We start from the raw sequence: 25651 nt of genomic DNA, 5'->3' as shown, positions 1-25651 counted from the left end.
CCCCCACCACCACGATTCAAGGAACGAGCATCATGCCCTTCGTACGCATCGACCTCATCCGCGGCCGCCGCCCCGAGGACATCCGGGCCATCGCCGACGCCGCCCACCAGGGCATCCTGGACGTCCTCCAGGTCCCGGCCCGCGACCGCTTCCAGGTCGTCACCGAACACGACTCCGACCATGTCATCGCCCTGGACGCCGGCCTCGGCTTCGACCGGACCGACCAGCTGGTGATGATCCAGATCTTCACCCAGTCCGGCCGCACCACCGAGGTCAAGCAACGGCTCTTCCGCACCATCGCCGGACACCTCGAAGCCCTCGGTATCCGCGGCGAGGACGTCTTCCTCAGCATCATCGAGAACGGCCCGCAGGACTGGTCGTTCGGCTTCGGACGCGCCCAGTACATCGAGGGCGACCTGGCGGTTCCCGGCAGCTGACCACTCCGGTGTGACGGCTTCCTTGACCGTTCGGCCCACCTGATCAATCTCACTACGACGGTATTTGTCGAAGTACACTTAGACGCATTCCGTCGTAGTTCAGATGAGGAGGGGCTGGTGAAGGAGAGCTTGCCGGTCAAACCGAGCGACGTGATCGACCGGGACCGGGAGTGGGATCTGCTCGCCCAGTTCCTCACCGATCCGGACCCGGCGATGCGGCTCGGCATCGTGTCCGGACGACGGCGGTACGGAAAGTCGTACCTTCTGCAAGCACTGTCCGAGCAGGTCGGCGGCTTGTATGTCACGGCGGTCCGGGAGGAGGGGCGGCTGCCCGCGCTCCAGCGGTTCAGTGACGCGGTCGCCACGCATGCCGGTCTGAGGCCGGGGAGTCTGCGCCTGAACGACTGGCGTGACGTCCTGTCCAACGCTCTTGACGTGACGGCTCGTTCCTCGCAACCACTCCTGGTGATCGACGAATTGCCGTACTTGCTCCAGCACTCACCCGAGATCCCGGGTCTGCTTCAGCAGCTCTACGACGAGCGCCAACGCGGCGCCCGGGCCGGCGCTGGGCCGGGTCCGCGGCTGGTCCTGTGCGGCTCCGCGATGAGCGTCATGCACGAACTGCTCTCGGGGACCAAGCCGCTGCGGGGGCGTGCCGTGGTCGATCTGCGACTGGGCCCCTTCGACTACCGCGACAGCCGGGCCTTCTGGCAGATCGCCGACCCGCTGACCGCTCTGAAGGTGCACGCGGTACTGGGCGGGGCCCCAGGCTACCGGTCGGTAGCCGCCCGTCCGTATCCGGACGACGGCTTCGACACCTGGCTCGCCCGGACGCTGCTGGACCCGGGGCGGGCGGTGTACTCACGGACCGAGACGGAGTACCTGCTGCGCGAGGATCCGAGGATCACCCAACACACGCTGTACTACGACATCCTCACCGCGATCGCGAACGGCGCCACCACGCCCAGCAAGATCGGCGCCGCTCTGGAACGCCCGCGCAACGCCGTCGCTCACCCCCTCGGGGTCCTGGAATCCACCGGCTACATCCGGCGGGAACAGGACATCCTCCGCTCCAGGCACCCCGTCATCACCCTCGCCGACCCCGTCATCCGCTTCAACCAGCTCATCACCCTCCCGCAGGCCGCCGCCGTGGAGCAGGGCTTCGCCGAGCAGGTGTGGCAGCAGGCCGCCCCGACCTTCAACTCCAAGATCCTCGGCCCCCACTTCGAGGACCTGGCCCGCGACTTCACCCGTCGTTACGCCCACAGCCTGCTGCCCGACGGTCTGCCCGGACCGGTCGGAACCACCGAGGTCGCCGACCAGGCTGCCCGAACCAAGCACGAGGTGGATGTCATTGCCCTGGCTGCCGGTGAGCGCCCGCAGGCTCCCCGCGCGCGGATCGCGCTGCTGGGCGAGGCCAAGGCGACGGCCGCACGGCGTGGGACCGGTGACTTGGAGCGCCTGGAATGCATCCGTGCCCTGCTCGAAGACCAGGGCCATGACACCGGTGCCGCCACTCTGGCCCTGTACTCCCTGCACGGCTTCTCCCCGGACCTGGTCGACCTGGCAGACCGTCGCGACGACCTTCTCCTCGTCGACCTGCCTACCCTTTACGGCAGTTGACACCGAGAGGACAAGGGACTCGGGCGAGGGCACGGCGCAGCTGCTCTCCGATGTCGGGCACCGGGATACCCAACTCGGTCAGCCATTGGACGACTTGTTCGAGATGCGCGTGCAACTCCACTGCGCGACGTAGCAGGTCCTGCCACGTCAGCTCATCACTTGCGCACACATAGGTCTCGTCGTATCTCGAGTCCAGGAGAAGCTCGTGCGCGGTGGCTGCCGACAGCCCGGCCGGCAGGTCCGAACAGGAGACCGTGAGCCCGTACGTCGCCATCCGCTCGGCCAGCTCGGCTGGAGGCCGTAGTACGGACCGCGCAGCCACGAACAGATACGCGAACGGCATCGTGTCACCGACGGAGCCGGTCCGGCCCGACGTTGGCGACAGCCCGCAGCCTCCACGTTCGAAAGTCACGCATCGTCGCCGGTCAGAGAAACGGACCGCGGAGACGGCCGGAGCCGCCACCCCCCACAGGAGAGGCCCCGGCCGTCGCGCGGCACGGGCCGCGCGGCGGCCCGTACTTTCTTCAGCGCCATGAGTGCGGTTTCTGTCACACCCCACCGGGGCCCACCCCGGATCACGGGGTAGTTGCATTTTGTACGGACATGGACGAGCAACGGTTTCAGGTCGTAACGTGCCTTTCGCGCCGGGCGCGGATGTTGAATGATCACCGCACTTCTCGAACGATCAACACAACCCCTCGACGGCTCGAAGCGGCGACCATCGATCGCGACCACGTATTGAGGATTCACGGGTGCTGGGGGACGACGCGGAGTTGACGGCCGCGGTGCTTGCGGCACAGGACGGGGACGAGACCGCGTTCCGGACTGTGTACCGCGCGGTGCACCCGCGGCTGCTCGGATACGTCCGGACGCTGGTCGGCGATCCGGACGCCGAGGACGTGGCCTCCGAGGCCTGGCTCCAGATAGCCCGTGACCTGGACCGTTTCGACGGGGACGCGGACCGGTTCCGCGGCTGGGCGGCCCGCATAGCCCGCAACCGCGCCCTCGACCACATCAGGATGCGCGGCCGCCGCCCGGCCATCGGCGGCGACGAGACCGAGCTGACCGGAAAGGCCGCCGAGTCGGACACCGCGGGCGAGGCCATCGAGGCCCTGGCCACCGACACCACCCTCTCGCTCATCGCCCGGCTGCCCCAGGACCAGGCCGAGGCCGTGGTGCTGCGCGTGGTCGTCGGACTCGACGCCAAGACCGCCGCCGAGACCCTCGGCAAGCGTCCCGGCGCGGTACGGACCGCCGCGCACCGGGGCCTGAAGCGGCTCGCCGAACTCCTCGGCGAGGATCCGGAATCGGCCGGCGCCCTCGACGCGCTGCCGCCCCAGAGAGAACCGCAGGACAGTGCGGTGACGTCCGCGAGTGTGACGCATCTGCGTCCGCGGACGCAGAAGGACATGTGATGGCCGACGAGCGCTGTGTCTATCCGGGGGACGACCCCCGGACCCCCGACCGGTGGCTGGACCTCGAGACGGCGGAGCGTCTGCTGCGCGGGGAGTCACTGGAAGCCGTCGACGCGACCGCCCGTGACCAGGCCGAACGCCTCGCGAAGACCCTGGAGGCCCTGACCTCGGAACCCGTGCGGGGCAGCGCCGCCCTGCCCGGCGAGGGGGCCGCGCTGGCCGCCTTCCGCAAGGTGCGCGCCGAGCGCGCGGACGACCGGGTCGGCCCGCCCGTCAAGGGCAGGCACCGCGCCGGGGCGGACTCCGACGACGCCTGTCTCGTCCGTATCGGCGCCCCCGATCCGGAGGCCGTACGCCCGCGCCGGCGCCGTCCCGCGCACTTCGCCCTGGCCGCCGTACTGGCCGCGGGCGTGGTGGGCGGAGCCGCGGTCGTGGCCGGTACCGGGGTGCTCCAGCCGTCCGGGCAGGGCCGTCCCGACCCCGGCGCCACGGTCTCGCCCGCCGTCACCCCGGACCGCCCGCTCATCTCCCCCTCGCCCTCCGTCTCGCCGACCGTGCCCTCGCCCGGCCCCTCCGCCGGCGCCGGCGGCTCCCGCGACTCGGCGGGCGACGACACCGGCAAGGCCTCCGGCACCGGCTCCGACGGGCGCGGGGCCCGGCCGGGCGGCGGCTGGGGCGGAGCCGCCTCGGCCTGCCGTGACATACGGGACGGCAAGAACCTCGACCCCGGCCGCAAGCGCTCCCTGGAGGGCGTGGCGGGCGGCTCGCCGCGGGTCTGGAAGTACTGCAAGGGCGTGCTGTCCGAGGGCGGCACCAAGACCGGCGCCGACGACCGCAGGGGCGGTGGCAAGGGCGGCGAGGACGACGGCGGCAACGAGGACAACGACAAGAGCGGCCGAGGCGACCGCGACGGCTGGGGCGGCGGCGGAAACAGCGGCGGCGGGAACAGCGGCAGGGGACACGGCAACGGCGGACACGGCGGCTGGTTCAAGGGCTCCGGCGGGAACCACCACGGCACGGACGGCGGCGCCACCGACGTCGTGGCCACCGACACGCCCGCTCCGCCCGCCCCGCCCGTCCCGCACCGGGCAACGATGTCACCGGACCCGGCGCCCGCCCCCACCTACAGCGCGCTCTGACCTTTGCGCACCGCGCTGACCTGCACTGATCACACCCGTCACGGATTCCGCCGCGGCGGGTGTGACGTTTTCGGAGGCCGTGGCGCAGTACTGAGTGAGCCGACTGGTCATCGGCCGTCGCACAGAGCCGGGGTTCCCCCCGTACCTACGGCTCGTGCACCTCGGCGCGGGCGGGACACGTTCCCCCGGTCCCGCCCGCGCCCCTGAACTTCCCCGCTCTCACCAGTGGACGACGACCTTGTCGCCGCTCCGCACCTGGGCGAAGAGATCCGCGATCGCCGCCTCGTCCCGGACGTTCACACAGCCGTGCGAGCCGCCCGAGTAGCCGTGGGCCGCGAAGTCCGCCGAGTAGTGCACCGCCTGGCCGCCGCTGAAGAACATCGCGTACGGCATCGGGGAGTCGTAGAGCGTCGACACATGGTGCCGTGACTTCCAGTAGACGCTGAACACACCCTCCCGGGTCGGGGTGCCCACCGAGCCGAAGCGCACCGGCACGGTCATGACCGTCCGCCCGTCGATCATCCAGCGCAGGGTGCGGCTGTTCTTGCTGATGCACAGCACCCGCCCGGTCAGACAGCGCGGGTCCGGCGCGTCGGCCGGCTGCCCGCCCATCAGGTACAGCTCCCACTTCCCCGGCTCGTGCGTCATGTTCAGCAGCCGCTTCCAGGTGACCGTGTCGGTCTTCCCCGTCCTCGGCAGCCCGCGCTTGCCCTGGAACCCCTTGACCGCCCGCTCGGTGAGATCGTCGTACGACCCCGTCGGACCGTCGAAGAGCCACGCGACCTGGCGCAGCCGGGCCTGCAACTCCCGTACGTCCCGCCCGGAGTCGCCGCGCGCCCACAGCACGGCGGGCGCGGCCGAGGTACGCGGTGGCGTCGGGCTCGGCTTCGGATCGTCGTCCGCCGCCGGTGGCGTACTGCGCTTCGGCACCTCGATCCGCACCGGCAGATGCCGCTTCCCGTCGTCGGTCCGCACCGTGCAGCCGCAGGCCACCGCCAGGACCAGCAGCGCGGCGAACGCTCTCCCCATGCCCCTACTACGCATCAGGTCCCCTGTCGTCTCACCGGCGTCCCCAGATGTCTCCCCGCACCCGACCGCCCGCGAACGACCCGGCGGCGGTCCGCCCCCGTCCGCCCTACGGTGGTGAGTATGACGCGCGATTCGGAGTCCGGACGGCCCATCGAGCCCGTCTACGGTCCCGAGGCCCTGGCGGGCTGGAACGCCGAGGAGAGGCTCGGCGAACCGGGCGGCTACCCCTTCACACGGGGCGTGTACCCGTCGATGTACACCGGCCGCCCCTGGACCATGCGCCAGTACGCCGGTTTCGGCACGGCGGCGGAGTCCAACGCCCGCTACCGCCGGCTGATCGCCCACGGCACGACCGGCCTGTCGGTCGCCTTCGACCTGCCCACCCAGATGGGCCACGACTCGGACGCCCCGCTCGCCCACGGCGAGGTCGGCAAGGTCGGCGTGGCGATCGACTCGGTCGACGACATGCGGGTGCTGTTCGACGGCATCCCGCTGGACCAGGTGTCGACGTCGATGACGATCAACGCACCGGCCGCACTGCTGCTCCTCCTCTACCAACTGGTCGCGGAGGAACAGGGAGTCGCCGCCGACCGGCTCACGGGCACGATCCAGAACGACGTCCTCAAGGAGTACATCGCGCGGGGCACCTACTGCTTCCCGCCCAAGCCCTCCCTCCGGCTGACCGCGGACGTCTTCCAGTACTGCCGGACCGCGATCCCGAGGTGGAACACCATCTCGATCTCCGGCTACCACATGGCGGAGGCGGGCGCCTCGCCCGCGCAGGAGATCGCGTTCACACTGGCCGACGGGATCGAGTACGTCCGTACGGCGGTCGCGGCCGGCATGGACGTCGACGACTTCGCCCCACGCCTGTCGTTCTTCTTCGTCGCCCGTACGACGATCCTCGAAGAGGTCGCCAAGTTCCGTGCGGCGCGCAGGATCTGGGCCCGGGTGATGCGCGGGGAGTTCGGCGCGCGGAACCCCAGGTCCCTGATGCTGCGCTTCCACACCCAGACCGCCGGGGTCCAACTCACCGCCCAGCAGCCGGAGGTGAACCTGGTCCGGGTCGCCGTACAGGGCCTGGCCGCGGTGTTGGGCGGCACGCAGTCCCTGCACACCAACTCCTTCGACGAGGCCATCGCGCTCCCGACGGACAAGTCGGCGCGGCTGGCCCTGCGGACCCAGCAGGTGCTGGCGTACGAGACCGACGTGACGGCGACGGTCGACCCGTTCGCGGGGTCGTACGCGATCGAGGCGATGACCGACGACGTCGAGACGGCCGCCCTTGACCTGATGGGCAAGGTCGAGGACCTCGGCGGCGCGGTCGCCGCCATCGAACACGGCTTCCAGAAGAACGAGATCGAGCGCAACGCCTACCGGATCGCCCAGGAGACCGACTCCGGTGACCGGGTCGTGGTCGGCGTCAACCGTTTCCGGCTGGACGAGGAGGAGCCGTACGAACCCCTGCGCGTCGACCCCGCCATCGAGACCCGGCAGGCCGAACGCCTCACGAGCCTGCGCGCGCACCGGGACCGGGCCGCGGTCGAATCGGCCCTCTCCGCCCTGAAGAAGGCGGCCGAGGGCGAGGACAACGTCCTCCACCCCATGAAATCCGCGCTCAGGGCCCGGGCGACGGTCGGCGAGGTGTGCGATGCGCTGCGCTCGGTGTGGGGGACCTATGCCCCGTCGGACACGTTCTAGCGTGCGACACTCCTTTTCATGTTCGGTGTCATAGATCTCCCCACCTATCTGGCCGGCCTCGTCCTGATCGTCCTGCTGCCGGGCCCCAACTCGCTGTACGTCGTCTCCGTCGCCGCCCGGCGCGGAGTGCGGGCCGGTTACACCGCCGCGGCGGGCGTCTGGTGCGGGGACACCGTGCTGATGACCCTGTCCGCGGCCGGGGTCGCCTCGCTGCTCCAGGCCAACGCCGTGCTGTTCGGGATCGTGAAGTACGTGGGGGCCGGATATCTGACCTGGCTCGCGGTGGGCATGCTGCGGGCGGCGTGGGGGATGTGGCGCAGCCGGCGGTCGCCGGTGGCGGAGGTCTCCGACGGCGAGACGGCGGGGGAGCGGCCGTACCGCAAGGCCCTGGTGATCAGCCTGTTCAACCCGAAGGCGATTCTGTTCTTCGTGGCGTTCTTCGTGCAGTTCGTGGACTCGGCGTACGCGTATCCGGCGGTGTCGTTCGTCGTGCTGGGGGCCTTCGCGCAGGTGGCCAGCTTCCTGTATCTCACCGTGCTGATCTTCGGCGGGACCAGGCTGGCCGAGGTGTTCCGGCGGCGGCGGATGCTGTCGGCGGGGGCCACTTCGGCGGCGGGGGCGCTGTTCCTCGGGTTCGCGGTGAAGCTGTCACTCGCCAGCGCGTGACCTGAGGCCCAGGCCCCCGAGGTACGTCCCGAGTCCTTCAGCGGTCTCTCCCGCCCAGCCCACGTACCCGTCCGGGCGCACCAGGAACAGGCCCTTGCCGTACGACTCCTGCGTCTCGCCCTCGACCACCCGTACCGATGCCGGCTGTTCCGGTGCCTCCAGCCCCACCGCCACCAGCGTCCAGTGCGGGCCCCTGAACGCGTCGAAGAGCCGTACCGCGCCCAGCTTGCCGTCGGGGGCCCGGTCGCCCGCCCGGAGGCCGGTGACCTGCGGGCGGGTCTCCTCCGTCAGGGATGAGTCCCGGTAGTTCAGGGAGAGTTGGCGGGTCGCCTCGCCTCGGCGGATCTCGCCTCGGTGGACCCCCGTGGAGATGCCGAGCATGTCCGCCGCGATGGGCCGGCGTTCCTCCTCGTAGGTGTCGAGCAGGGCGGCCGGGGCGCCGGAGCGCAGGACCGCGGCCAGTTTCCAGCCCAGGTTGTACGCGTCCTGGACGCTGGTGTTCAGGCCCTGGCCGCCCGCCGGGGAGTGGACGTGGGCCGCGTCCCCGGCCAGGAAGACATGGCCGGCGCGGAAGCTGTCCGCCAGGGCCGCGCGGGGCCGGAAGTCGGAGGCCCAGCGGAGTTCGGTCACCGACTCGGGGGCGAGGTGGGAGCGGGCCGCGACGACCTCGCGGACGGCGTCCAGGGAGAGCTCCGGCCGGGTGCCCTCCGGGAACTGGGCCACGACCTGGAAGTCCTCGGTGCCGGCCAGCGGGCAGATCGAGAGGAAGCCGTCGGCCTCGGTGCGGGGCGGGAAGATGTGCCAGTTGTCCCGGTCGAGGCCGGTGATGCGGACGTCGGCGACGAGGAGGGGGTTCGGGTCGACGGTCTCCCCGGTCATCCCGATGCCGAGGGTCCTGCGGACGACCGAGCGGCCGCCGTCGGCGGCGACCAGGTGGCGGGTGCGGACGTCGGGGCCGGTCGCGAAGCGCACGGTGACGCCGTCCGCGTCCTGCTCGAACCCCACGACCTCCCGGCCGAAGGACACCCGCCCGCCCAGCTCCTCCAGGCGGGCGTGGAGCACCTCCTGGGTGCGCCACTGCGGGACCATCCAGGGCGTGGAGTACGGCGAGTCGTCCGTCACCTCGGCCGCGTCGAACATCCGGTGCTCGCCGACCCGCCTTCCGTCCTGCCAGACCATCCCGACCGGGTACTCGCCGCCGACCGCGAGGATCGCGTCGAGGACGCCCAAGTCGTCGAAGACCTCCATGGTGCGCGGCTGGATGCCCTTGCCGCGCGAGCCAGGGAACAGCCGGTCCGCCTTCTCCACGACCAGTGCCCGCACGCCTCGCCGGGCGAGGTCGACGCCGAGGGCGAGTCCGGTGGGGCCGGCGCCGACGACCAGTACGTCCGTGGTCTCCGTGTCCATGACCTTCTCCTTAACGCTGTTAAGTGCCGTTGGCTACGAGCGTGCCCTTAACGCTGTTAAGCTGTCAAGTGTGAGTACGGAGAAACGCCCGCCCCTCGACCGGGCCCGGGTCGCGGACACCGCGCTGAAGCTGCTGAACGAGGTCGGTCTCGACGGCCTCACCCTGCGGGCCATCGCGCGAGAGCTCGACGTCAAGGCCCCGGCCCTGTACTGGCACTTCAAGGACAAGCAGGCGCTGCTCGACGAGATGGCCACGGAGATGTACCGGCGGATGGTCGCCGGCACCGCGCTCGACCCGGCCGACACCTGGCGGGAGCGGCTGCTCAAGTCCAACCGCGGACTGCGCACCGCGCTGCTCGGCTACCGCGACGGCGCCAAGGTCTACAGCGGCTCACGCTTCACGGGACTCGTGCACGTCGAGCAGATGGAGGAGACCCTGCGCCTGTTCACGGCGGCCGGGTTCACCCTCGCCCAGTCGGTCCGGGCGACCTCGACGTCGTACCTCTACACCCTCGGGTTCGTCACCGAGGAACAGGGCGTGGAGCCCCTCCCGGGCGAGCGCCGCGAGGGCTACGACGTGGCCGAACGCGCCCGCCTGATGGCCGACTTCCCCCTGTCGGCCGCGGCGGGCGCGGAGATCTTCCAGGATTACGACCGCCATTACGAGGAGGGGCTGGCGGTGGTGCTCGCGGGTATCGAGCAGCGGTACCGGCCCACTACCGAGACCTGACCTTGCGCACCGCGCGGGTGACGACCGGGGGTAGCAGGTCTACGGCGATCCGGCGGGCCGGGGAGCGGCGGGGCTTCGGTGCCGGAGCCGGCGTGGCCACCGGGGCGACATAGTGCCGGGAGCGCGGGAACGACGGCGCCTGCATCTTCTGCCCCCGGGCCCGCACCAGCCGGTGCCCCGCCGCCTCCTGCACGCTCAGCCCGACGTCCGTGCGCTCCTGGAGCATCGCCAGCAGCTCCTCCTGCACCGACTCCGGGTCGCCCCAGGTGCCGTACAGCTTCTGGGTGCTGAGACAGATCGGGCGCAGCCCGCGGTTCAGCACGGCCTCCCACACGGCGACCGAGACGCCCGGGGTGTGTTCGGAGCGGAAGTCGTCCAGGACGACCACGCCCTCGGGTCGCAGGATCTCCTTGGTCGCGCCGATGTCGTCGCGCACATGCTCGTACAGGTGCGAGGCGTCGATGTGCACGAACCGACAGGTACCCGGTGCCACCTCGCCGGAGATCACCGAGCTGGGGCCTTCGATCACCCGGGGCAGGGTGTCGTGGAAGGAGAGGTAGTTGCGCTCGAAGGCTTGGCGGGTGAGGGAGGCGTACGACTTCGAGGTCTCCGCGCGGTTCGCGCCGTCCGGTGCCTCGCCCCCGAACAGGTCGCAGACCGTGAAGTTCTCGCCGTCCCGCAGATGGCGCGCGGTCAGGATCGCGCTCTTGCCCATATAGGTACCGAGTTCCAGCAGGTCACCGGGTTTCTCCTGGCGTTCCAGGAACCAGGAGAACAGGACCTGGTCGAGCGGCGGAAACCACCCGGGCACATCGCGGAGTTCCCCGGGATACGTGTACGTCTGCTGTGCGTCACCCATGAAGCCAGTCTGCTCAATCCCCGGCGGCCGAGCGGGCGGAGAGGCAAACGTCAGGTGAACAGCTCCGCACGCCTTGTTTCAGCGCGCCTGGCTCAGAGCCCGGCGCAGCCTCGGTGTCAGTCGGTCCTCCACGAAGCGGTTCAGGAGCCACGCCAGTGTCAGCATCGAGGCGATCGTGAGGCCGAAGGTCACGCCCGACGGGATGTCCAGCTTCTGGTGGAAGAGGTGGATGGCGACCCAGCCCAGGTGTTCGTGCACCAGGTAGAAGGGGTACGTCAGCGCCCCGGCCACCGTCAGCCAGCGCCAGTTCGCCCAGTCCAGCCAGCCCAGCGCGATCGCGGCGACGGCGAGGTACCCGAAGGCGACGACCAGGACGATGCCGAAGGTCGTGCGGTGCGCGAAGGCGTTCGGGTCCGTGGCGTTCCACAGGTCCCGCACCGCGTAGTGCTGGCCGATCAGGAAGCTGACGGCGACGATGCCCCAGGCGTAGACGTCCTTGCGGTCCCGGTACACCAGGTAGAGGCCCATGCCGCCGATGAAGAACGGCGCGTACTCCGGCATCAGCACGATGTCCAGCAGCGGCATCTTCGCGCCCTGCGCGATCGCGGCGGCCAGCGTCCAGCACGCGCAGAACATGATCACCCGGCGCCGGCTCGCCCCCGGCAGGACCACCACCAGGGCGAACAGCGCGTAGAAGCGGATCTCCGCCCACAGCGTCCAGTCGACGCCGAGCACCCGGTCGACACCCAGCGGCTGCTGGAGCAGGGTCAGGTTCACCAGGGCGTCGCTCGGCGAGACCGTCTTGTAGACGACCCAGGGCAGCGCGAAGACCGCGGTGATCAGGATGACGGCCGCCCAGTAGGCGGGCATCAGCCGGGACACCCGGGAGGCGAAGAAGGAACGCAGCGAGCGGCCCCAGCCGCTCATGCAGATCACGAACCCGCTGATCACGAAGAAGATCTGGACGCCGAGACAGCCGTAGGCGAACGGCGTGTGCAGGGTGGGGAACTGCTCCGCGGCCGAGCTGCCCCAGGCCTTGGTGACCTCGCCGCCACGGCCGCCGTAGTGGTAGAGCGCCACCATCAGCGCGGCGATCAGCCGCAGCCCGTCCAGGGCACGCAGGCGGCCGCCGGAGCGCTTCGTGGGGGCGGCCTGGACGGGTGCAGCCGTGACGGACTGCGGCTTGGTGGTGCTCAGGACCGTCTCGGTCACGGTGGTACCCCTAGCAGGCAGAAGTGGCGTCCACCAGCAGATTAGGCATCACCCTGAGCACCTTTGTTCGATCAGGTGGCCCTTTGCTCAGTCCTCTCCAAGCGTTCACCTGGCTGTCGTACAGGATTCCCTCAGTCTTCCCAGGGGTTCCGCGCAACCGCGGCCGACGGAACCCCGCACCGCCTACTTCCGTACGGCCTTCTTCAACGCCCGTGCCCTGCGCACCATCCGGCGCGCGGTCGCGTTGTGCGGCAGGAACGCCAGCCGCTCCGGGATGCCGCCGGGCAGGCCCAGCGAGGTCAGACGCCGCTTGCGGAAGTAACGCCGGGTGCGCGGGCCGAGATGCCGGGAGAGATAGCGCTCGGCGGCCGGGCGCAGCGGCGGGTAGATCTGCGCCTGCATCGTGAAACTCAGCGCGGTCACCAGGGCGTTGAGCGTGTCCGCCGGCAGGACCTCCTCGCCCTTGCGCCCCTCCAGATCCGGCAGCACCGCGTCGGCCAGCACGACCGGCACCCGGTTGCTGTTCTGGTACGGCGTCAGCCGCTCCAGGAGCAGCTCGGTGCCGATGCGGGCGACCGGCAGGTCGTAGAGGGCGGACGCCGTGAACAGCGCGGTGGAGAAGCAGCCGACGACCAGCGCGGGCCGGGCCTTCTCGAACAGCACCTCGGCGAGCACCGGCGAGTCCAGGACGGTGAGGTCCACCCCGAGCTTCTCGGCCTCGGCCTCCAGGGCGCGGCTGAAGCGGCCCGGGGCGCTGGGGTGCGGCTTGAAGACGACCGTACGGTGGCCCTTGGCGACCGCGCCCTTCAGCATCCGTACGTGCAGCTCCTCCTCCTCTTCCGGGGTGAGGATGCCCAGCGCCGACAGGTACTGGCCGAGCAGCAGCGCCGAGTCGTCCGGCAGCCGCGGCAACTCCTCGACGGACGCGGTCAGTTCACCCATCGCCTTCAGGAAGGCGGAGGTCGGCACCACGACCGGCGGCACGTCGAACTCGGTGAGCAATGTCGGTGTGAGGCCCGGGATGAGGTCCAGGTGCAGCAGTCTGCGTACCCGGGTGCCGACCAGCGGGTCGAGCTTGTTGCGGGTGGGGCCGTAGCTCATCAGGCCGTCGGCGTACACGTCGACGGGGGCGCCGGTGAACAGCTGGGCCACGGTGAGCGCGGGGGCGACCTGGATGGACTCCAGGACCAGCTCGACCCGGTCGTCGCCGAGGCCCCACAGCAGCCGCAGATAGCGCTCGAAGAGGGGGACGTCGTCCGGGCGGGGGGTCCAGGAGCCCGGGTGGAAGGGGCGGATCGCCTCGTTCCACGACAGCACCTCGTCGAAGTGGTCGCGCAGCGGGCCGAAGCCCGGCATCTCGTCCAGCGGCGTCGAGGTCTCCGGTGTCGCGGTGTTGTTGAACACCAGCAGCACCCTGCGCTCGGCCTCCTCGAAGAGGTCCGAGTCGATCGCGGCGGCCAGCGTGACCGCGCCGTACAGCGTGGAGGCGCAGAAGATCTGGGTCGTACGAGGGGTGGTGCGCGGGGTCGTACGGGAGCTGGTCCGGGACATCACGCGGCCGCCTTTGCAGAGGTGACCCGCCGCCGCAGCCGCCGCAGCTTGGCCGAGCGGTCCAGGTCCATCGTGTCGAGTACGTCACCGAGCGCGCTCTGCGGCATCCGCTTTATGGCCGCCGCGCTCATGGTCCGCAGCTGCTTGGCCACGGCGGGTTCCCACTTGGACTCGTCGGAGAGGTGGTGGGCGATGATCGCGCAGTAGGTGCGCACCGCCTTGGGCAGCAGCTGGTCCGCGTCCCGGTCCGCCGCCGTCTCCTCGATGACCTGGTCGAAGGCGCGGATGAAGTCGAGCTGGCGGGCGTCGCCGATCTGGGTCAGGGAGGAGGCCACCCCGCGCCGGTAGAACACGCCGAGCAGGCTCACCACGGCGAACGACTCGGCCTCGCGGTGCAGTTTCCAGATCCACGGCCGGTCCTCGGCCGTGCGCAGCCCGTGCGTGAAGTGCAGCAGGCCCTTGTCGAGCAGCCGGCGGTGGTAGGCACCGGCCCACGCGTACGCGTAGTCGACGGAGGTGGAGCGGTCGGCGGGCAGGATCGCGTCCCGGGGGTTCATCACCTCGTTCCGCCGCCCGATCGGGACCCGGTGCACGGTACGGGCGCGCGCGACGGTCTGCACATGGTCGGTGCGGACGAAGTCGCAGCCCAACTCCTCGATGGCGGTGACCAGTTCCGTGAGGTATCCCGGCGCGAGCCAGTCGTCGCCGTCAAGGAACGTCAGGTACTCGCCGCGCGCCGCGTCCAGGCCGGTGTTGCGCGCGGTGGCGAGCCCTCCGTTCGTCTCGTGGTGGATGACCTGCACCTGGGCGACGTCCGAGAGTTCCTCGGCCGCACGGTCGAGAATCGCCGGAGTTTCGTCCTTGGACTTGTCGTTCACCAGCACGAACTCGAAGTCCCGTCGGGCATTCATGCGAAGACTTCGGAGGGTGTCCGGGGCGTATTGCTGCACGTTGTAGAACGGCACGATGACGGAGAGCTTAGGCACCCGCGAAACGCTAGAAGGCGGTCCGGCTGGGTAACTTTCCGGCAAGGGGATTCTGGGTGAACTCGATGTGTCGGAACGGTGCATCCCGTGTACTTCCCGGTCTTCAGCGGGCCAGTTCGGCTCTCGGTGGTGTGTTGTTAACTTTTCGTTGATTCGCGGTTGGGCCGCACCTAGAAATTGCTTCCTAGCGTCTTCGTCGTGCCGCCAAGTACAACGAAGTCCCTCCGAATCGCCGTCCTCGCGGACTCCGACACCCGCTGGAAATGGGGTGCGCTGACCGCCGACCGCATCGCCCCGGGCCCGTCCATGGAAGCCGGACCCCGAGCCGGGGCGCAAGTCGGTCTCGCGCTGGACGGATACCTGCTGCGCGGCCGGGCCACGCCCACCGCGCGCCAGCTCGAGGAAGTGGGCGTCCGCGCGAACTCGCTGCGCGAGGTCACGGCCGTCGAGTTCCTGCACGCCATGGCCGAGAAGTCGTACGACATCGTCGTGCTGGCCCTCGTCGGCGGCGGTGTCCAGGCCATGCTGCACGGCCTGGCGCGGGTCTGGAAGGGCGTCGAGAAGCGTCCCGTCGTCGTCACCGGCTATGTCGGCGTCGTCTACGAGAAGCTCGCCGACGGTCTGCTCCTGCGGCACGGCGCCGACCTGGTCCTCGCCAACTCCCGCCAGGACGCGGAGCGGTTCACCGCGGTCTACGAGGGTGTGGGCGCCGACGCCTCCTCGGTCACCGAGGTCGCGCTGCCGTTCCTCGGCGGTGCGGGCTACGAAGGTGAACACAACCCGTACACCGTGGTGTTCGCGGTCCAGCCCTCGGTGCCGGACAACCGCAGGGACCGGACGTACCTGCTGGAGCGCCTGGTGAAGCACGCCCGGCTGCACCCCGAGCGCGAGGTCCTCCTCAAGCTCCGCTCCAAGCCCGGCGAACACACCACCCACATCGAGGAGTTGCCGTACCAGAAGCTGATCCAGCGGCTCGATCCGCCGGCCAACTTCCGTCTGGTGTACGGCAACATGGGCGAGGTCCTCGACCGCACCGACCTGCTGGTCACCATCAGCTCCACGGCCGCGCTGGAGTCGCTGCACCGCCGGATCCCGACGGTGATCCTCAGCGACCTGGGCGTACGCGAGGTGCTCGGCAACCACCACTTCGTGGGCTCCGGCTGCCTCGCCTCCTGGGACCAACTGGACGCGGGACACCGGCCGGTGCCGGACGAGGAGTGGGTGGCCCGGCAGGGCGTGGCCGCGGACGGCACGTACGAGCACGCCTTCGACGCGGCGCGGGAGCGGATCGCGAAGCTGCTGGCCGCTTCCGAGCGGCCCCCGCTGACCCCGTACTACACACCGGTCACCGCCCCCGGCTACCTCCCCGGCATCCTCGCGGGCCACCACCTCGGCCCGGACGGCACCCCGCTCCCGGGCGCCCCGGCCCACGACAAGGAGCCGGGCCCGGTCCGCCAGATCGTCCGCAGGGCGGCGAGGGGCGCATACCGGCACGGCGTCCAGCGGGTGGCCCCGGTGATCAGACGGATGGGCGAGCTGTGAACACCGCTGAAGGCCAACCCACTTAGGGGCGCGGGGCTGTATCGATCAGCGGCTCCGCCGCGGACCGCGACCAGCCCCCGCAGACCCGCACCCGACGAACGACCCCCGAACTCTCCGCCCGCAGCCCAAGGAGCCCACCCCATGTCCCACCCGCAAACCGGCCAACACGCCTCCGTGCGCCGGGTACTCGCGGTCATCCCCGCGCGCGGCGGCTCCAAGGGCGTGCCCGCGAAGAACCTCGCCCCGGTCGGTGGCGTCCCGCTGGTCGCCCGGGCCGTACGCGAGTGCCGCGCCTCCCGTCTGGTGACCGACGTGGTCGTCTCCACCGACGACCAGGCCATCGCCGCGGCCGCCCGCTCGGCCGGCGCCGAGGTCGTGCTGCGCCCCGCCGCCATCGCCGGGGACACCGCGACCTCCGAGGCCGCCGTCCTGCACGCCATGGACGCCCACGAGGCTCTGCACGGAGCGCCGGTCGACATCGTGCTCCTCGTGCAGTGCACCAGCCCGTTCATCATCCGCGAGGACGTGGACGGAGTCGTCGGCGCCATCGTCGACAACAGCGCGGACTCCGCGATGACCGTCGCCCCCTTCCACGGCTTCGTGTGGCGCGACGCCGACGACGAGGCCCGCGCGGGCACCGTCGAGGAGGCCGACGCGGCCGTCGGCGGCGGCTACGGCGTCAACCACGACAAGTCGTTCCGCCCGCGCCGCCAGGACCGCCCCCAGGACTTCCTGGAGACCGGCGCCGTCTACGGCATGGACGCGACCGGCTTCCGCAAGCACCAGCACCGCTTCTTCGGCCGCACCGAACTCGTGCGCACCGACCCCGCGCGCGTGCTGGAGATCGACGACCACCACGAGTTGTCGCGGGCGCGGGCACTCGCGCCCCTCTTCGACGCGGACCGCCCCGGTTCGCTGCCGACCGCCGACGACATCGACGCGGTCGTCCTGGACTTCGACGGCACCCAGACCGACGACCGGGTGCTGATCGACGCCGATGGAAAGGAGTTCGTCTCCGTGCACCGCGGAGACGGGCTCGGCATCGCCGCCCTGCGCAAGAGCGGCCTGAAGATGCTGATCCTCTCCACGGAGCAGAACCCGGTCGTCGCCGCCCGGGCCCGGAAGCTACAGATTCCGGTCCTGCACGGCATCGACCGGAAGGACCTCGCACTGAAGCAGTGGTGCGAGGAGCAGGGCATCGCGCCCGAGCGCGTGCTCTACGTCGGCAACGACGTCAACGACCTCCCGTGCTTCGCCCTCGTGGGCTGGCCCGTGGCGGTCGCGAGCGCCCACGACGTGGTACGCGGCGCCGCCCGTGCGGTCACCACCCTCCCCGGTGGCGACGGCGCGATCCGAGAGATCGCCAGCTGGATCCTCGGCCCCTCTCTCGACTCCCTCGACAAGTAAGGACAGTTCCTGCCATGAGCACCAACTCCCGCCTGCGCGCGTTCGGTTCCTCGCGGATCGCCGGCCCCGGCCAGCCCGTCTACATCTGCGGCGAGATCGGCATCAACCACAACGGCGAGCTGGAGAACGCCTTCAAGCTCATCGACGTGGCCGCCGAGGCCGGCTGTGACGCCGTGAAGTTCCAGAAGCGCACCCCCGAGATCTGCACCCCGCGCGACCAGTGGGACATCGAGCGCGACACCCCCTGGGGCCGCATGACCTACATCGACTACCGCCACCGCGTGGAGTTCGGTGAGGACGAGTACCGCCAGATCGACGAGTACTGCAAGAGCAAGGACATCGCCTGGTTCGCCTCCCCGTGGGACACCGAGGCCGTCGCCTTCCTGGAGAAGTTCGACGTCCCCGCCCACAAGGTGGCCTCCGCCTCCCTGACCGACGACGAGCTGCTGCGCTCCCTGCGCGCCACCGGCCGTACGGTCATCCTGTCCTCCGGCATGTCGACCCCGAAGCAGATCCGCCACGCGGTCGAGGTCCTTGGCTCGGACAACATCCTTCTCTGCCACGCCACTTCGACCTACCCGGCCAAGGCCGAGGAGCTCAACCTGCGCGTGATCAACACGCTCCAGGACGAGTACCCGAACGTCCCGATCGGCTACTCCGGCCACGAGACGGGCCTGCAGACCACCCTCGCGGCGGTCGCCCTCGGCGCCACCTTCGTCGAGCGCCACATCACCCTCGACCGCGCCATGTGGGGCTCCGACCAGGCCGCCTCCGTCGAGCCGCAGGGCCTGGTCCGCCTGGTCCGCGACATCCGCACCATCGAGGCCTCCCTCGGTGACGGCGTCAAGAAGGTCTACGACTCGGAGCTCGGCCCGATGAAGAAGCTGCGCCGTGTCTCGGGTGTCGTCGCGGAGGCGGAGATCGCCGCCGCGGCCGGCGAGCCCGTCTCGGTCTGATCCCTCTTCGGCGAGCGAGGGGCCCGGAGACCTTCCGGGCCCCGACCTCCTTCGAGCGCCCACTGCATACGCGCGCCTGATGAGCGCCTTACGACGGGACGGTCGTACGTCGATGAGCCCCCGTGCCGGGAACACCGGCCCCCACACTCTCGCGTTCGTCGAGAGTCCGGTACAGCTCCTCAATGTGCTGGAGTGGGCCCACGCCCGCGCGTCCGGCGCGGAGCTCACCCTCGTCGTGCTGTCCCCGACCGACCCCATGACCCGCGGCCAGCTGCGCCGGATGGCCGAACTCGCCCGCGACGAGGGCCATGAGGTCCGCTGGGAGGAGGCGAGGGGCGGCCCCGCGGCCCCCTTCCAGACCATCGGCGGCCTCGCGGGCATGCTCCGCAGGGCCGACCGTGTCGTGCTCGGCGACCCCTTCTCCCGCTATGTGCAGCTCCTGCTGACCATCACGCGCGCCACCGACCTGGTCGTGGTCGACGACGGCACGGCGACGATGGAGTTCGTCGCCCAACTGGCCCGCGGTGAACGCCTGGTCCGCTGGCACCGCAAGGGCGGCCGGCCCAGCCCCCGCGACCTGGCCTTCGCCCCCATCTCCACGGCGGCCCGCAAACGCCTGACGCCCGGAGAGGGACGCGGAGTCGAGATCTTCACCTCCATGCCGATGGAGGAGACCCCGCCCGGCGTGACCACCTCGGTCAACTCCTTCGCCTGGACCCGCGCCCGCTTCGGACCGCCGCGCATCACCAAGGGCGCGGACATGGTGGGCACTTCGCTCGTCGAGACGGGCGTGGTGGACGCCGACCGCTATCTGGAGGCGGTGACCGGCCTGGCCAAGACCCATGGCGCCACCCGCTACTTCGCCCACCGCCGCGAGTCCACGGAGAAGCTCCACCGTCTCGCCGTGGAGACGGGCTTGGAGATCGTCCGCCCCGACCTCCCCCTCGAACTCATCGCCCGCCGCGGCCCCATCGGCCGTACGATCCTCAGCTTCCCCTCGACGGTCGTCCACACCCTGCCGCTGGCGCTGGCCGGCACGGAGGTCCGCGTGGCGGTCTGCGACATCGACCCGGACTGGCTGACGGAGACGGCTTCGCCGCGGGCCCAGGGCTTCCTGTCGGGGGTCACGGGGACGGCACGTGATGTGCACCGGCTGTCGGCGGTGGCGGCGGCCCCGGTTGTCTGAAACACCGAGGCCGGCGCACAGCTGAATCGTCTAGCATCGTCGTTCACTTGTGCGACGTTCGATGTTCGATGAGGGCTACGACGGGGGCGGCTGGCGTGCGTGCCGAGGCGTTGCGGGAACGACGGGCGGAGATCGGGGAGTTCCGGCGCAGGGAGGTCCTGGTGCCGGTGGCCGACGGCTCGCTGCTGTCGGCGGAGGCGGGCGGCATTCGCTGGCTGTTTGCGTTCACGGAACGCGCGGCGCTGGAACGCTTCGCCGAGGCGCGCGGTGAGGCCGTGCCCGACTGGGTGCCGGTGCACGGGGCGCGGCTGCTGGACCAGGTGATCCCTTCCGTGGACGGCCCGACCGGCATCGCGGTGGACGCGGGCAGCCCGGCCGGCCTCGTCCTGCCGCCGGTGACGGGGATCGTGCCGGACGCGGTGGCGCTGGACTCCGAGGTGGCCGGGGCGTGAGCGACGGCTACCAGGCCGATCCGGAGGCGATGGCACGGATCACCCGAGGCATCAACCAGGCGATGGCCGAACTGAAGGACTTCGGCTTCGACATCGAGGCGAACCTGGGCCGCGGCTTCGACGACCTGTCGATGACGGGCCTTGAGGTGGGCGACGACGGCCTGCAAGGCGTGTTCTCGGACTTCTGCGACCGCTGGGGCTGGGGCGTGCGCTCGCTGATGCAGGACGCCAACGAGTTCGCGGGCCGCCTGGGCCTGTCGGCGGGCCTGTACCACGAGCAGGAACAGTACGTGTCGGACACACTGAAGTCGGTGTGGACGGCCGGCACGGGCAACCCGTACCTGTCGCCGGACGAGGTGAAGGAACGTTCCTGGTCTCAGACGCTGAAGGACAACCCCGTCTCCCAGGCGGCGCACGCCGACTACAGCGCGGAGTCGTTCACGTCCGGTCAGGACGAGGTGAAGGCGGCCTGGTCGCAGGCGGCGGAGGACGTCTCGACCTCGACGGTGACACCGGACGCGTTCCTCGACCCCCGAACGGACTGGCAGTGGAGCGGACCGGCCAACTCCGCTGAGGGCGAGGGCTGATGGGCTTCGGGGATCTGGTCGACGACCTCGGCGACGGTCTGGAGAGCGCGGCGGCGGGGGTCGGCAAGGGGGTTGGCGAGGCCGTCAACTGGACTGCGGACGGCGTGGCGGACGGCCTGTCGGCGGCCGGCGCGGACGGTATGGCCGAAGGCGTACGGGACTTCGGCGAGGGCGTGAACAACCGCCTCGGCGGCACGGTTTCCGAACGCGCGCTGGGCGAGACCGAGGATCCGAAGGAACTGCTGCACGGCAGCGTGCCGGCCCTGGAGGAACGGGCCGCCCACTTGCGGAAGTTCGCGGGGGCGTTCGAGAACGTCGGCCAGGGCATGCGCTCACTGGACGCCGGGAGCTGGCAGGGCCAGGCGGCCGACGCCTTCCGGGCGAAGTTCGAGGTCCAGCCCAAGCAGTGGCTGACCGCGGCGGACGCGTGCACGGCGGCGGCCTCCGCGCTGGACGCGTACGCGGACATGGTCCGCTGGGCGCAGCAGCAGGCGCAGCTGGCGATCGACACGTATCGCGAGGCGAGGGACGCCTCGCGACGGGCGGCGGACGCGTACGAAACGAGCGTGGCTGACTACAACCAGGCGGCCGACCGCTACAACGCGACGGCGGAGGCGGGCGGCGACCCGGGCACGAAGCCGACGAAGCCCGGTGCCTTCGTGGACCCGGGCACGGCGGGCCGGAACGAGGCCGAGGACATCCTCAAGGAGGCCCGCCGCCAGCGCACCGACGCGGCGGGGGAGACCCGCCACCGGATCGCCGCCGCCCTCGAATCGGCCCCTCCCGAACCGGAGTTCACCGACCGCGTCGGGGCGGGCGCGGCGGACTTGTTGGTCGGCACCCAGCTCAACTCGGTCCACGTGCTTGGCGGTTTGCTGCGCGGCGGCACGGACGCCCTGAAGCTGGCCCGCACGCTGAACCCCCTCGACCCCTACAACCTCACCCACCCCGGCGAGTGGTCGAAGAACTCGCAGCTCCTGCTGGCGGGCCTGGTGGGCACGGTGGCCCACCCCGAGCGGCTGCCGATGTCGTTGCTGGGGACGGGATGGTCGAGCGACCCGGGGGACTCGGCGGGGTACCTGCTCTCCAACCTGATCGGCGGGAAGGGCGCGGGGGGCGCGGGCCGGGCCGCGCTGAAGGACGCGCTGCGGGGGGCGGCCAAGGACGCGGCGACGGGAGCGGCGCGCGACGGCACGCGCCGCGGGCCCCTGGACGTCGCCCGAGAGCTGAAGTGCAAGCTGTTCGGCAGCGACCCGATCGACATGGCCACCGGCCGCATGTCGCTGCCGCAGACGGACGTGTCGCTCCCCGCCCGTCTCCCGCTGGTCTTCTCCCGCCAGTTCGAGTCCTCGTACCGGGCGGGCCGCTGGTTCGGCCCGTGCTGGACGTCGACGGCCGACCAGCGTCTGGAGATCGACGCGGAGGGAGTCGTCCTCGTCCGCGAGGACGGTTCGTTGCTGGCGTACCCGCACCCGGCCCCAGGCGTCCCGACCCTGCCCGTGGCGGGCGAAGGGCACCCTCTGACGGTCGACGAGTACGGCGACTACACGGTCACCGACCCGGCGGCCGGCCGCGTCTGGGACTTCGCGGGTCCGGGCGGAGACGGCGACGGCATCGCCCTGCTCTCCCAGATCATCGACCGCTCCGGCCAGTGGCTGACCTTCGAGTACGACGACGAGGGCGCCCCGACCGGGATCGTGCACTCGGCGGGCTACGACCTGCGCATCGAGCGGTCCGGCGATCGCATCACGGCCCTCCACCTGGCCGCCGCCGAGGACATCGAGCTGGTCCGCTTCGGCTACGACACCGAAGGCCACCTCTCGACGGTCACGAAGTCCTCGGGCCTGCCGACGAGTTTCACCAACGACACGCTCGGCCGCATCACCGCCTGGACCGACACCAACAACTCCTCGTACCACTACGCCTACGACGACGAGGACCGCTGTGTCTCCCAGGGCGGCGAGGCGGGCCACCTGAGCTACACGTACACCTACGGCGACCGAACCGTCACCGCGGTCAACTCCCTCGGCCACAGCACCGTTTACGAGATCAACGCCGACCTCCAGGTGGCGGCGGTGATCACCCCCGACGGCGCCACGACCCGCACCACCCACGACCGCGCCCACCGCCCCCTCACGGTCACTGACCCCTTGGGCCGCACGATGAGCTACGCCTACGACGAGGCGGGCCGCACGGTGTTGGCGGTACGCCCGGACGGCCGCTACACGAGCATCGCGTACGACGACCAGGGCATGCCGATCACGGTGGTGGCCCCGGACGGCACCCAAGTCACGCAGAGATTCGACGAGTTCGGCAACCGAACGGCGGTGACCGACGCCTCCGGCACGAGGACCCGCTTCACGTACGACGACCGGGGCCACCTGTCCTCCGTCACCAACGCCCTCGGGGACACCACAAGGGTCCACTGCGACCCGGCGGGCCTCCCCTTGGAGATCACCGGCCCCCTGGGCGCGGTGACCCGCTACGCACGCGACGCCTTCGGCCGCCCGGTACGGATCACGGACCCCACGGGCGCGGTGACGGCCCTGGAGTGGACGGTGGAGGGCCGCATGTCCCGCCGCACGGCGGCGGACGGCACGACGGAATCCTGGACGTACGACGGCGAGGGCAACTGCACCACCCACACGGACGCGTCGGGCGCGGTCTCCCGCTTCGAGTACACCCACTTCGACCTGCTGTCCGCCCGCACCGGTCCGGACGGAGTCCGCTACGAGTTCGCCCACGACACGGAACTCCGCTTGACGCAGGTCACCAACCCGCAGGGTTTGACGTGGAGTTACGCCTACGATCCGGCGGGCCGCCTGATCGCGGAGACGGACTTCGATGACCGCACGGTGTCCTACGCGCACGACGCGGCGGGCCAACTGACCTCGAAGACCACCGCCTTGGGACAGGACATCCGCTTCGAGCGGGACGTGCTGGGCCGCGTGGTGCACAAGGAGGCGGCGGGCCAGGTGACGGGATATGTGTACGACGAGAGGGGCGGCCTGGTCGAGGCGGCCGGCTCGGACGCGGTCCTGGCCCTGCGGCGGGACGAGGCGGGCCGGGTGCTGTCCGAGACGGTCGACGGCCGCACCCTCACATACGCCTACGACGTGCGGGGCCGCCGCATCGGCCGCACCACCCCGACCGGCGCGACCAGCACGTGGACGTACGACGCGGCGGGCCGCCGTACCGGCATGGTGGCCTCGGGCCGCACCCTCGACTTCACGTACGACGATGCGGGCCGCGAACTGACGCGCCGCATAGGCGAGTCGGTGACCCTCACCAACGCCTTCGACGCTCTGGGCCGCCTGACCAAACAGGAACTCACCGGCCCGGCCGGCCGACGTCTCCAGCAGCGCGCCTACACCTACCGTGCCGACGGCAACCTGACCGCCGTGGACGACGACCTCAACGGCCCTCGCCGCTTCGACCTCGACACAGTGGGCCGGGTGACCGCCGTCCACGCCGCGAACTGGACGGAGACGTACGCCTACGACGAGGCGGGAAACCAGACCCAGGCGGCCTGGCCGACCGGCCACCCGGGCGAGGAGGCGACCGGTGACCGCTCCTACACCGGCACCCGCATCACTCGCGCGGGCAGCGTCCGCTACGAACACGACGAAGCCGGCCGCATCACCCTGCGTCAGAAGACCCGTCTGTCCCGCAAGCCGGACACCTGGCGGTACGCCTGGGACGCCGAGGACCGGCTGACGTCGGTCACCACCCCGGACGGCACCACCTGGCGCTACCGCTACGACCCTCTGGGGCGCCGCACGGCCAAACTCCGCCTGGCCGAGGACGGCGAGACCGTCGTCGAACGGATCGATTTCACCTGGGACGGCACCACCCTCTGCGAACAGACCACGACATCAGCGGATCTGCCGAATCCGGTCACCCTGACCTGGGACCACCAGGGCCTGCACCCGATCGCCCAGACGGAACGCATCACGGCGTCAGACGTTCCCCGGAACGAGATCGACTCCCGCTTCTTCGCCATAGTCACAGACCTGGTCGGCACCCCGACGGAACTCATCGACGAGGCCGGCGACATAGCCTGGCGTACCCGAAGCACCCTATGGGGCACAACGGCATGGGCCGCAGACAGCACGGCGTACACCCCACTGCGCTTCCCGGGGCAGTACTTCGACCCTGAGACGGGGTTGCATTACAACTTCTTTCGGCACTACGACCCCGAGACTGCCCGATACACAACGCCTGACCCTCTGGGACTTGGCCCTGCCCCTAACCCCGGCACCTACGTCCATAATCCCCACACCTGGACCGACCCTCTCGGTTTGGCACCGTGCAACCTGGACTTTGCCAACCGAAAAGAGGCATTCAATGCAGCGAAGGACAGAGCAGGAGTCCCACGCAGTCAGCAGCCTTCTCGGCAGTGGACGGTCGGTGATGATCCCGCCCAGCGCCACCGGGTCAGCAACTACGTGTACGATCCAAATCCTGGCTCCCATGGCCGTTACTACCAGTATGAAACACCCAGTGGTTCACGGGTTGTCGTGGAACATACAAGAGACCCGAACGCTCCGAATCCGCACTTTCATGCGGGGCAGCCGAAATCGGGGGAGTTTAAAGTGAATATGATGGGTCAACGCTATCAGCAGGTCGGGGATAAGCATCACTTCTACTACCCTGGGGGCAGTTAGTGGCGAGCAGTGAGTTGCGGTTGAGGTTGCAGCGACGAAGGGAAGAAGGACAGGCTTCTGAAATTTCGGAATTGCTCACGGGTGTACGCAGCTTTGGGT

20 protein-coding genes are annotated in these 25651 nt (G+C 70.4%); 14 read left to right on the top strand and 6 right to left on the bottom strand.

Annotation, left to right across the window (positions count from 1 at the left end; all coding sequences use genetic code 11):
- Positions 1-32: 32 nt before the first annotated feature.
- From G3I78_RS12040 to G3I78_RS12025, 4 genes are all read left to right on the top strand, one after another.
- Positions 33-437: a tautomerase family protein gene (locus G3I78_RS12040; RefSeq protein ID WP_164423404.1), complete on the top strand. Its 405-nt coding sequence runs from the start codon at positions 33-35 to the stop codon at positions 435-437.
- A 117-nt stretch (positions 438-554) separates the two neighbouring features.
- The gene (locus G3I78_RS12035; protein WP_164423402.1) at positions 555-2060 is read left to right on the top strand and encodes an ATP-binding protein; all 1506 of its coding nucleotides are present in this window, start codon (positions 555-557) and stop codon (positions 2058-2060) included.
- A gap of 752 nt (positions 2061-2812) precedes the next feature.
- Positions 2813-3475: an RNA polymerase sigma factor gene (locus tag G3I78_RS12030; RefSeq protein WP_164423400.1), complete on the top strand. Its 663-nt coding sequence runs from the start codon at positions 2813-2815 to the stop codon at positions 3473-3475.
- Positions 3475-4614, top strand: a complete 1140-nt coding sequence (locus tag G3I78_RS12025; protein ID WP_164423398.1) for a hypothetical protein — start codon at positions 3475-3477, stop codon at positions 4612-4614. The genes G3I78_RS12030 and G3I78_RS12025 overlap by 1 nt, the downstream gene beginning before the upstream one ends.
- Positions 4615-4833: 219 nt before the next feature.
- Here G3I78_RS12025 and G3I78_RS12020 read toward each other — a convergent pair whose 3' ends face one another.
- Positions 4834-5643, bottom strand: coding sequence for a L,D-transpeptidase family protein (locus G3I78_RS12020; protein WP_239157777.1), 810 nt, complete (start codon positions 5641-5643; stop codon positions 4834-4836).
- A gap of 120 nt (positions 5644-5763) precedes the next feature.
- On the opposite strand from G3I78_RS12020, the gene G3I78_RS12015 reads away from it, so the two are divergent.
- Both G3I78_RS12015 and leuE read left to right on the top strand, forming a co-directional pair.
- On the top strand, positions 5764-7344 hold the full coding sequence (locus tag G3I78_RS12015; RefSeq protein WP_164423394.1) for a methylmalonyl-CoA mutase family protein: 1581 nt from the start codon (positions 5764-5766) through the stop codon (positions 7342-7344).
- Between the two features lie 18 nt (positions 7345-7362).
- Positions 7363-8010: a leucine efflux protein LeuE gene (gene leuE / locus G3I78_RS12010; RefSeq protein WP_164423392.1), complete on the top strand. Its 648-nt coding sequence runs from the start codon at positions 7363-7365 to the stop codon at positions 8008-8010.
- On the opposite strand, the gene G3I78_RS12005 is transcribed toward leuE, so the two are convergent.
- A complete protein-coding gene (locus G3I78_RS12005) occupies positions 7993-9417 on the bottom strand; it encodes an FAD-dependent oxidoreductase (RefSeq protein ID WP_164423390.1) in 1425 nt (474 codons plus the stop codon). The genes leuE and G3I78_RS12005 overlap by 18 nt on opposite strands.
- A gap of 70 nt (positions 9418-9487) precedes the next feature.
- Between G3I78_RS12005 and G3I78_RS12000 the strand changes: the two genes are divergently transcribed.
- On the top strand, positions 9488-10147 hold the full coding sequence (locus tag G3I78_RS12000) for a TetR/AcrR family transcriptional regulator (RefSeq protein WP_164423388.1): 660 nt from the start codon (positions 9488-9490) through the stop codon (positions 10145-10147).
- Here G3I78_RS12000 and G3I78_RS11995 read toward each other — a convergent pair.
- From G3I78_RS11995 to G3I78_RS11980, 4 genes are all read right to left on the bottom strand, one after another.
- Positions 10134-11006: a class I SAM-dependent methyltransferase gene (locus G3I78_RS11995; RefSeq protein WP_164423387.1), complete on the bottom strand. Its 873-nt coding sequence runs from the start codon at positions 11004-11006 to the stop codon at positions 10134-10136. The genes G3I78_RS12000 and G3I78_RS11995 overlap by 14 nt on opposite strands.
- Before the next feature lie 78 nt (positions 11007-11084).
- Positions 11085-12218: an acyltransferase gene (locus G3I78_RS11990; protein ID WP_164423385.1), complete on the bottom strand. Its 1134-nt coding sequence runs from the start codon at positions 12216-12218 to the stop codon at positions 11085-11087.
- Positions 12219-12401: 183 nt separating this feature from the next.
- A complete protein-coding gene (locus G3I78_RS11985; protein WP_164423383.1) occupies positions 12402-13769 on the bottom strand; it encodes an alpha-2,8-polysialyltransferase family protein in 1368 nt (455 codons plus the stop codon).
- The gene (locus G3I78_RS11980; protein ID WP_164423381.1) at positions 13769-14755 is read right to left on the bottom strand and encodes a glycosyltransferase family 2 protein; all 987 of its coding nucleotides are present in this window, start codon (positions 14753-14755) and stop codon (positions 13769-13771) included. Before G3I78_RS11980 ends, G3I78_RS11985 begins: the two co-directional genes overlap by 1 nt.
- 198 nt (positions 14756-14953) lie before the next feature.
- On the opposite strand from G3I78_RS11980, the gene G3I78_RS11975 reads away from it, so the two are divergent.
- The 7 genes from G3I78_RS11975 to G3I78_RS11945 all read left to right on the top strand — a co-directional run bounded on the left by G3I78_RS11975 (position 14954) and on the right by G3I78_RS11945 (position 25552).
- Complete coding sequence (locus G3I78_RS11975) at positions 14954-16297, top strand: DUF6716 putative glycosyltransferase (protein ID WP_164423378.1); 1344 nt, start codon at positions 14954-14956, stop codon at positions 16295-16297.
- Between the two features lie 141 nt (positions 16298-16438).
- The gene (locus G3I78_RS11970; protein WP_164423376.1) at positions 16439-17704 is read left to right on the top strand and encodes an N-acylneuraminate cytidylyltransferase; all 1266 of its coding nucleotides are present in this window, start codon (positions 16439-16441) and stop codon (positions 17702-17704) included.
- Positions 17705-17718: 14 nt separating this feature from the next.
- The gene (locus tag G3I78_RS11965) at positions 17719-18660 is read left to right on the top strand and encodes an N-acetylneuraminate synthase family protein (protein WP_164423374.1); all 942 of its coding nucleotides are present in this window, start codon (positions 17719-17721) and stop codon (positions 18658-18660) included.
- A gap of 112 nt (positions 18661-18772) precedes the next feature.
- Positions 18773-19846, top strand: a complete 1074-nt coding sequence (locus G3I78_RS11960; RefSeq protein ID WP_164424157.1) for a hypothetical protein — start codon at positions 18773-18775, stop codon at positions 19844-19846.
- Positions 19847-19941: 95 nt separating this feature from the next.
- Positions 19942-20298: an SseB family protein gene (locus tag G3I78_RS11955; RefSeq protein WP_343243725.1), complete on the top strand. Its 357-nt coding sequence runs from the start codon at positions 19942-19944 to the stop codon at positions 20296-20298.
- The gene (locus G3I78_RS11950) at positions 20295-20885 is read left to right on the top strand and encodes a hypothetical protein (protein ID WP_164423370.1); all 591 of its coding nucleotides are present in this window, start codon (positions 20295-20297) and stop codon (positions 20883-20885) included. Before G3I78_RS11955 ends, G3I78_RS11950 begins: the two co-directional genes overlap by 4 nt.
- Positions 20885-25552 (top strand): putative T7SS-secreted protein, encoded by a 4668-nt coding sequence (locus G3I78_RS11945; protein ID WP_164423368.1) that lies wholly within the window; start codon positions 20885-20887, stop codon positions 25550-25552. Before G3I78_RS11950 ends, G3I78_RS11945 begins: the two co-directional genes overlap by 1 nt.
- Positions 25553-25651: the final 99 nt, after the last annotated feature.

This window comes from Streptomyces sp. SID13726, assembly GCF_010548375.1.
GTDB lineage: Bacteria > Actinomycetota > Actinomycetes > Streptomycetales > Streptomycetaceae > Streptomyces.
Note: the sequence above shows the minus strand (reverse complement) of the source record. Positions and strands in the feature narration are given on the sequence as shown.

What these genes read in the sequence shown, in the direction of transcription:
- G3I78_RS12040 (WP_164423404.1), top strand. Translation starts at nt 33, where the DNA reads ATGCCCTTCGTACGCATCGACCTCATCCGCGGCCGCCGCCCCGAGGAC.
- G3I78_RS12025 (WP_164423398.1), top strand. Translation starts at nt 3,475, where the DNA reads ATGGCCGACGAGCGCTGTGTCTATCCGGGGGACGACCCCCGGACCCCC.
- G3I78_RS12020 (WP_239157777.1), bottom strand. Translation starts at nt 5,643, where the DNA reads ATGGGGAGAGCGTTCGCCGCGCTGCTGGTCCTGGCGGTGGCCTGCGGC.
- G3I78_RS12015 (WP_164423394.1), top strand. Translation starts at nt 5,764, where the DNA reads ATGACGCGCGATTCGGAGTCCGGACGGCCCATCGAGCCCGTCTACGGT.
- leuE (WP_164423392.1), top strand. Translation starts at nt 7,363, where the DNA reads ATGTTCGGTGTCATAGATCTCCCCACCTATCTGGCCGGCCTCGTCCTG.
- G3I78_RS12005 (WP_164423390.1), bottom strand. Translation starts at nt 9,417, where the DNA reads ATGGACACGGAGACCACGGACGTACTGGTCGTCGGCGCCGGCCCCACC.
- G3I78_RS11995 (WP_164423387.1), bottom strand. Translation starts at nt 11,006, where the DNA reads ATGGGTGACGCACAGCAGACGTACACGTATCCCGGGGAACTCCGCGAT.
- G3I78_RS11985 (WP_164423383.1), bottom strand. Translation starts at nt 13,769, where the DNA reads ATGTCCCGGACCAGCTCCCGTACGACCCCGCGCACCACCCCTCGTACG.
- G3I78_RS11970 (WP_164423376.1), top strand. Translation starts at nt 16,439, where the DNA reads ATGTCCCACCCGCAAACCGGCCAACACGCCTCCGTGCGCCGGGTACTC.
- G3I78_RS11965 (WP_164423374.1), top strand. Translation starts at nt 17,719, where the DNA reads ATGAGCACCAACTCCCGCCTGCGCGCGTTCGGTTCCTCGCGGATCGCC.
- G3I78_RS11960 (WP_164424157.1), top strand. Translation starts at nt 18,773, where the DNA reads ATGAGCCCCCGTGCCGGGAACACCGGCCCCCACACTCTCGCGTTCGTC.
- G3I78_RS11945 (WP_164423368.1), top strand. Translation starts at nt 20,885, where the DNA reads ATGGGCTTCGGGGATCTGGTCGACGACCTCGGCGACGGTCTGGAGAGC.